This window comes from Streptomyces sp. NPDC048275, from assembly GCF_040652275.1.
In the GTDB taxonomy this organism is placed as follows: domain Bacteria; phylum Actinomycetota; class Actinomycetes; order Streptomycetales; family Streptomycetaceae; genus Streptomyces.
In genome coordinates this window covers 1-7805 of sequence record NZ_JBEZLR010000184.1, presented here as the reverse complement: position 1 = coordinate 7805, position 7805 = coordinate 1, and the positions used below count along the sequence as shown (strand labels likewise).

Here is a 7805-nt window from a genome sequence, read left to right as displayed (position 1 = left end):
GTCACCCTCGCCGCCTGCGACGTCGCCGACCGCGACGCACTGTCCGCACTCCTCACCGCCATCCCCGCCGACCAGCCACTGACCGCCGTCTTCCACACCGCCGGTGTCCTGGACGACGCCACGGTCGCCCAGCTGGCCCCCGAGCAGATCGGCGCCGTCCTGCGGCCGAAGATCGACGCGGCCTGGAACCTGCACGAACTGACCGACGGGCTGCGGCACTTCGTGCTCTTCTCGTCCATCGCCGGTGTGATCGGCAACGCCGGACAGGGCAACTACGCGGCGGCCAACGTCTTCCTGGACGCCCTGGCCGCGCACCGAAACGCGCACGGCGCCCCCGCCGTCGCGCTGGCCTGGGGGCTGTGGGAGCAGGCCAGCGGCATGACGTCGGCGATGGCCGAGGCCGACCTGGCCCGGATGAGCCGGGGCGGCATCGTCCCGCTCGCCTCCGAGCGCGGTCTGGCCCTGCTGGACGCCTCGCTGGCCACCGGCCGTTCGCTGGTCGTGCCCACCCGCTTCGACCTCGCGGCGCTGCGCGCCCTGCCGTCCACTCCCCCGGTCTTCCGCGCCCTGGTCCGCGTTCCGGCCCGCCGTGCGGTGGCCGCCTCGAGCTCCGACGACTCGTGGGCGCAGCGCATCGCCGCGCTCCCCGCCGACCAGCGTGAGAGCGCGGTGCTGGACCTGGTCCGGGCGCAGGTCGCGACGGTGCTGGGGCATGCCACGCCCGACAGCATCGACGCCGAGCGTGCCTTCAAGGACCTGGGTTTCGACTCGCTGACCGCCGTCGAGCTGCGTAACCGGATGATGGCGGCGACCGGACTGCGGCTGCCGACCACGCTGATCTTCGACTACCCCACACTCAGCGCCCTCACCGGCAAGGTGCTCTCCGACGTGACCGGGGCACGCGGCGACATGGTCGCGGTGCGGGCGGCGGCCGTGGACGAGGACCCGATCGTGATCGTCGGCATGAGCTGCCGCTTCCCCGGCGGGGTCCGCTCGCCGCAGGACCTGTGGGAGCTGGTCGCGGGCGGCGTGGACGCGGTCGCCCCGTTCCCCACCAACCGGGGCTGGGACCTCGACGACCTCTACGACCCGGATCCCGACAAGGAGGGCAAGGCGTACGCGCGTGAGGGCGGTTTCCTCTACGACGCCGACCGGTTCGATCCGGAGTTCTTCGGGATCTCCCCGCGGGAGGCGCTGGCCACCGACCCGCAGCAGCGGCTGCTCCTGGAAACGGCCTGGGAGGCCTTCGAACAGGCCGGCATCGATGCGAGCGCCCTGCGCGGCAGCAGCACCGGCGTCTTCACCGGGATCATGTACAACGACTACCGGTGGCGGCTGCGCGACGAGGCGCCCGAGGGTTTCGAGGCGTATCTGGGCAACGGCAGCGCGGGCAGCGTCGCCTCCGGCCGGCTCTCCTACACCTTCGGTTTCGAGGGCCCGGCCGTGAGCGTCGACACCGCCTGCTCCTCCTCGCTGGTGGCCCTGCACCTGGCCGTCCAGGCGCTGCGCAACGGCGAGTGCGAGCTCGCTCTCGCGGGCGGTGTGACCGTGATGGCCACCCCGGCTCCGTTCATCGAGTTCAGCCGGCAGCGCGGGCTCGCCCGCGACGGCCGCTGCAAGTCCTTCTCGGCCGAGGCCGACGGGGCCGGCTGGAGCGAGGGCGCGGGCCTGCTCCTGGTGGAGCGGTTGTCCGCCGCCCAGCGCAACGGGCACCAGATCCTCGCCGTCATCCGCGGCAGCACGATCAACCAGGACGGCGCGAGCAACGGGCTGACCGCCCCCAACGGCCCCTCCCAGCAGCGCATGATCCGGCAGACCCTCGCCAACGCGGGCCTGCGCAGCGCCGAGGTGGACGTGGTGGAGGCGCACGGTACCGGCACGACCCTCGGCGACCCGATCGAGGCGCAGGCGATCCTTGCCACGTACGGGCAGGACCGGCCGGCGGAGAAACCGCTGTGGCTGGGCTCGCTGAAGTCGAACATCGGCCACGCGCAGGCCGCGGCCGGCGTCGCGGGCGTCATCAAGATGGTCATGGCGATGCGCCACGGCGTCCTGCCCAAGACCCTGCACGCCGACAACCCTTCCCCGCACGTCGACTGGGAGGCGGGCGCGGTCTCCCTGCTGACGGAGGCTCAGCCGTGGGAGACGGACGGCCGTCCGCGCCGGGCCGCCGTCTCCTCCTTCGGTATCAGCGGCACCAACGCCCACCTGATCCTGGAACAGCCAGAGGAGGCGTCCGAGCCGGTCGGGCCTTCGGTTTCCTCCTCCGGTCCGCTGCCGTGGGTGCTGTCCGCCAAGAGCCTGCCCGCCCTGCACGACCAGGCCGCACGCCTGCACGACCTGATCACCGACCAACCCGAACTGTCCCCCGCGGACATCGCCCACTCCCTCATCACCTCACGCACCCAGTTCGAACACCGCGCCGTCGTCATCACCGACGACAACCCCCTCCACGCCCTCCACACCCTCGCCCACGGCACCCCGCACCCCTCCGTGATCACCGGCAGCACCAGCGGGGGCAAACTCGCCTTCCTGTTCACCGGGCAGGGAGCCCAACGCGTCGGCATGGGGCAGGAGCTGTACGACACCTACCCCGCCTTCGCCGACGCCTTCGACGCGGTCCTCGAACACTTCGAACCCGGGCTGCGGGAGATCATCGCCGACAATCCGGACGGACAGCTCGACCAGACCCGGAACACCCAGCCCGCCCTGTTCGCCATCGAAGTCGCCCTCTTCCGCCTCCTGGAAAGCTGGGGACTGCGCCCCGACTACCTCGCCGGACACTCCATCGGCGAACTCGCCGCCGCCCACTGCGCCGACGTCCTCAGCCTCGAAGACGCCTGCACCCTCGTCACCACCCGCGCCCGGCTCATGCAGACCGCCCAGACCGGCGGCGCCATGGCCGCCATCCAAGCCACCGAAGACGAAATCCAGCCCGAACTCACCAAGCACGTGTCCATCGCCGCGATCAACGGACCCCAGTCCGTCGTCATCGCAGGCGACCACGAACAAGTCGACGCCATCGCCACACGATGGAAGGAACAAGGCCGCAAGACCAAACTCCTGAAGGTCAGCCACGCCTTCCACTCCCCCCACATGGACAGCATCCTCGACGACTTCCAGTCGGTGGCCGCCACCCTGACGTACGAGACGCCGACCATCCCGGTCGTCTCCAACGTCACCGGCCAACTCGCCACCGCCGAACACCTCCAAAACCCCGCCTACTGGACCCGCCACATCCGCGAAGCCGTCCGCTTCCACCACGGCGTCACCACCCTCCACCAAGCAGGCGTGACGACGTTCGTGGAACTCGGCCCCGACGGCACCCTGACGGCCATGGCCGCCACCACCCTCGCCGACACCACCGCGGCCCTCACCCCGACGCTGCGCCCCAACATGTCCGAGCAGCAGTCCCTGCTCACCGCCGTCGCCACCGCCCACGTCAACGGACACCCCGTCACCTGGCCCACCCACGGCCACACGCTCCCCCTCCCCACCTACGCCTTCCAACGAGAGCGCTACTGGCTGGAGCCGCGTGCGGGTGCCGGGGCCGGGAATGTCCGGGCGGCCGGTATCGGTGCGCAGGAGCACGGGCTGCTCAGCGCGGCGGTCGAGCTGGCCGACGAGGCGGGCACGGTCTTCACCGGGCTGGTGTCGCTGCGCAGCCACCCGTGGCTGGCCGACCACGCGGTGCTGGGAACCGTGTTGCTGCCGGGTACGGCATTCGCGGAGCTGGCGCTGCACGCGGGCGCTCAGCTCGGCGCGGACGTGATCGACGAACTGACCATCGAGGCTCCGCTCGTGCTGCCCGAGCACGGTGCGGTACGGCTCCAGGTCACCGTCGGGGCCGCGGACGGGGCGGACCGTCGTCCGGTGACGGTGTACGCGCGTGCGGATGCTGAGGACGGCGTGTGGACGCGGCATGCGACCGGCCGGCTGGCCGTCGGCGGACAGTCCGGCCCGGTGTCCTTGCCGGCCGGCCGGCCGCCGGCCGGGGAGCGCGTGGACGTCGAGGCGCTCGCCGCGCGGGCCGCCGATGCCGGGCTCGACTACGGGCCCGCGTTCCAGGGGATCACCGCGATCCGGCGGGACGGTGCCGACACTTTCCTGGAGGTCGAGCTGCCGTCGGAACTGCGGGCCGACGCGGCTCTGTTCGGGCTGCACCCGGCGTTGCTGGACGCGGCGCTGCGCCCGCTGGCGCTCGGTGACGAGCCGGACTCGGTGCGGCTGCCGTTCAGCTGGGCCGGGGTGCGGCGGTATGCGACCGGTGCGAGCGCGCTGCGGGTGCGGCTGTCGAATCGTGGCGACGACGTGGTCGCCATCACCGTGACGGATCCGGACGGCGCGCCGGTCGCCGAGGTCGAGGCGCTGACGCTGCGCACGGTCAGGGCGGGGCAGCTCGTCGCGGGCCGGCTGCCGGTCTACGAGCTGGGCTGGGTGCCGGTCCGGCCGTCCGGCGAGGTGCCGGCCGCGCCCGGGTTCACGGTCATCGAGGTTCCCGCCCTCGACGGTGGTCCGGTCCAGGCCGCGCACGCAGCTGCCGGCTGGCTGCTCGGCCGTGTGCAGGGCTGGCTCGCGGATGACGCGTCCGGCGACGGGCGGCTGGTCGTGGTGACCCGGGGGGCGGTCGGTTCCGGACCGCGCAACCCGGCGCATGCGGCCCTGTGGGGTTTCGTCCGCGCCGCGCGGACCGAACTGCCGGGCCGGTTCGTCCTGGTGGACAGCGACGAGGATCTCTCCTACGAGGCGCTGGCCGCCGTACTCGCGGGCGCGGGTGACGAGCCGGAGCTGCTGATACGCGACGGCTCGGCCTTCGTCTCCCGGCTGGCCCCGGCGGAGTCCGGTGCCACGGCACCCGGGTTCGATCCGGACGGTACGGTGCTGGTCACCGGGGCGACCGGGTCGCTGGGGGCACTGGTGGCACGCCACCTGGTGGCCCGGCACGGGGTGCGCAAGCTGCTGCTGGTCAGCCGCAGTGGCCCCGAGGCGCCGGGGGCCCGGGAGCTGTCCGAGGAGCTCACCGCGCTGGGTGCGCGGGTGACCGTGGCCGCGTGCGACGTGGCCGACCGGGAGGCGCTCGCCGGGCTGCTGCGCGACACCCCGGTCCGCTCGGTGATCCACGCGGCCGGTGTCCTGGACGACGGGGTCGTCACCGCGCTGACGCCCGAGCGGCTGGCGGCGGTGCTGCGGCCGAAGGTCGACGCGGCCTGGAATCTGCACGAACTGACCGCGGATCTGGACCACTTCGTGCTCTTCTCCTCCGTGGCGGGCGTGCTCGGCAGTGCCGGGCAGGCCGCGTACGCGGCGGCGAACGCCTTCCTCGACGCACTCGCCGAGCACCGCGCGCGGCAGGGCCTGCCCGCCGCGTCGTACGCCTGGGGTCTGTGGGATTCCGAGGGGGGGATGGCCGGACAGCTCGGTGACCGCGACCGGGCCCGGCTGGCCGGCGCCGGCCTGGCTCCGGTCTCCACCGACGAGGGACTGGCCTGCCTGGACGGCCGGTTGGGTGCGACGCTCACCACGGCTGCCGCGCTCGACGCGGGCGCGCTGCGCGCGCAGGCCGAACAGGGCCGGCTGCCGGCCCTGCTGAGCGGCCTGGTCCGGGCGCCGCGGCGGCGCGCCGTGACCGCCTCGGCCGCGGCGGCCGAGGTGTCCCCGCTGGAGCTGGTGCTCAAGGCTGCGGCCGAGGTGCTCGGCTACCCGGACCCGGCCCTGATCGACGCCGACCGCCCCTTCAGCGAGCTGGGCTTCGACTCGCTCACCGCGGTGGAGCTGCGCAACCGGCTGAGCGCGGCGAGCGGCAGGCGGCTGCCCGCCACCCTGGTCTTCGACCACCCCTCACCGGCCGCGCTCGCGGCCGAGCTGGCTGGATCGGACACCCCTCGGTCCGCCGAGAGCGTGGCGGCCGTCTCCGACGAGCCGATCGCGGTGATCGGGGTGGCATGCCGTTACCCCGGTGCGGTCCGCTCGCCGGAGGATCTGTGGCGGCTGGTCGCCGAGGGCGTCGACGCCATCGGGGAGTTCCCCGCCGACCGCGGCTGGGACGTCGACACCCTCTTCGACCCCGACCCGGCACAGGCCGGGCACACCTACACCCGCCACGGCGGCTTCCTGGACGGCGCCGACCGGTTCGATCCGGAGTTCTTCGGGATCTCCCCGCGGGAGGCGCTGGCGACCGACCCGCAGCAGCGGCTGCTCCTGGAAACGGCCTGGGAGGCCTTCGAACAGGCCGGCATCGATGCGAGCGCCCTGCGCGGCAGCAGCACCGGCGTCTTCACCGGGATCATGTACAACGACTACGGCTCCCGGCTCCAGCACGCTCCCCGCGACTTCGAGGGCTACCTCAGCAACGGCAGCGCGCCGAGCATCGCCTCGGGCCGGGTGGCGTACACCTTCGGTCTGGAGGGCCCGGCGGTCACCGTCGACACCGCCTGCTCCTCCTCGCTGGTCGCGCTGCACCTGGCCGCGCAGGCCCTGCGTAACGGCGAGTGCGAGCTCGCTCTCGCGGGCGGGGCCACGGTCATGGCCACGCCGACGACGTTCATCGAGTTCAGCCGGCAGCGCGGGCTGGCTCCGGACGGACGGTGCAAGGCGTTCTCCGAGGAGGCCGACGGCACCGGCTGGGGCGAGGGCGTGGGCCTGCTGCTGGTGGAGCGGTTGTCCGACGCCCGTCGCAAGGGTCATCCGGTGCTCGCGATCGTACGGGGCAGCGCCGTCAACCAGGACGGCGCGAGCAACGGGCTGACCGCACCCAACGGGCCGGCCCAGCAGCGCGTGATCCGTCAGGCCCTCGCCAGTGCGGGCCTGAGTCCCGCCGAGGTGGACGCGGTGGAGGCGCACGGCACCGGCACCAAGCTGGGCGACCCGATCGAGGCGCAGGCCCTGCTCGCCACGTACGGAAAGGACCGGCCGGCCGACAAGCCGCTGTGGCTGGGCTCGCTGAAGTCGAACATCGGCCACGCGCAGGCCGCGGCCGGCGTCGGCGGCATCATCAAGATGGTCATGGCGATGCGCCACGGCGTCCTGCCCAAGACCCTGCACGCCGCCACCCCCTCCTCGCACATCGACTGGGAGGCGGGCGCGGTCTCCCTGCTGACGGAGGCTCAGCCCTGGGAGCAGAACGGCCACCCGCGCCGGGCCGCCGTCTCCTCCTTCGGTATCAGCGGCACCAACGCCCATGTGATCCTCGAGCAGCCGGAAGAGGCCGCCGAGCCGGCCGGGCCTTCGGTGTCGTCCGGTCCGCTGCCGTGGGTGCTGTCCGCGCGGACGGACGAGACTCTGCAGGCCCAGGCCGGCCGCCTGCTCGATCTGGTCACCGACCAGCCCGGCCTGTCCGCCGCGGACATCGCTCACTCCCTGATCACCTCACGCGCCCGGTTCGAGCAGCGCGCGGTGATCGTCGCCGGCAACCAGGACGACCGCCTGGCAGCCCTCCGCGCCCTGACGGACGGCGAGCCCAGCTCAGCCGTGGTGCGGGGCAGCGCGGTACGACCGGGCAAACTCGCCTTCCTGTTCACCGGGCAGGGAGCGCAACGCGTCGGCATGGGACAGGAGCTGTACGACACCTACCCCGCCTTCGCCGACGCCTACGACACGGTCCTCGAACACTTCGAACCCGGACTGCGCGACATTATCGCCGACAATCCGGACGGACAGCTCGACCAGACCCGGCACACCCAGCCCGCCCTGTTCGCCATCGAAGTGGCGCTGTTCCGCCTCCTGGAAAGCTGGGGACTGCGCCCCGACTACCTCGCCGGACACTCCATCGGCGAACTCGCCGCCGCCCACTGCGCCGACGTCCTCAG

The 7805-nt window shown here is 73.0% G+C and carries 1 protein-coding gene; it reads left to right on the top strand.

What is annotated here, in order from left to right; translation table 11 throughout:
- Positions 1–7805, top strand: a 7805-nt coding sequence (locus AB0D57_RS46550) for an SDR family NAD(P)-dependent oxidoreductase (protein ID WP_362088584.1), incomplete at both ends; no start/stop codon positions are given.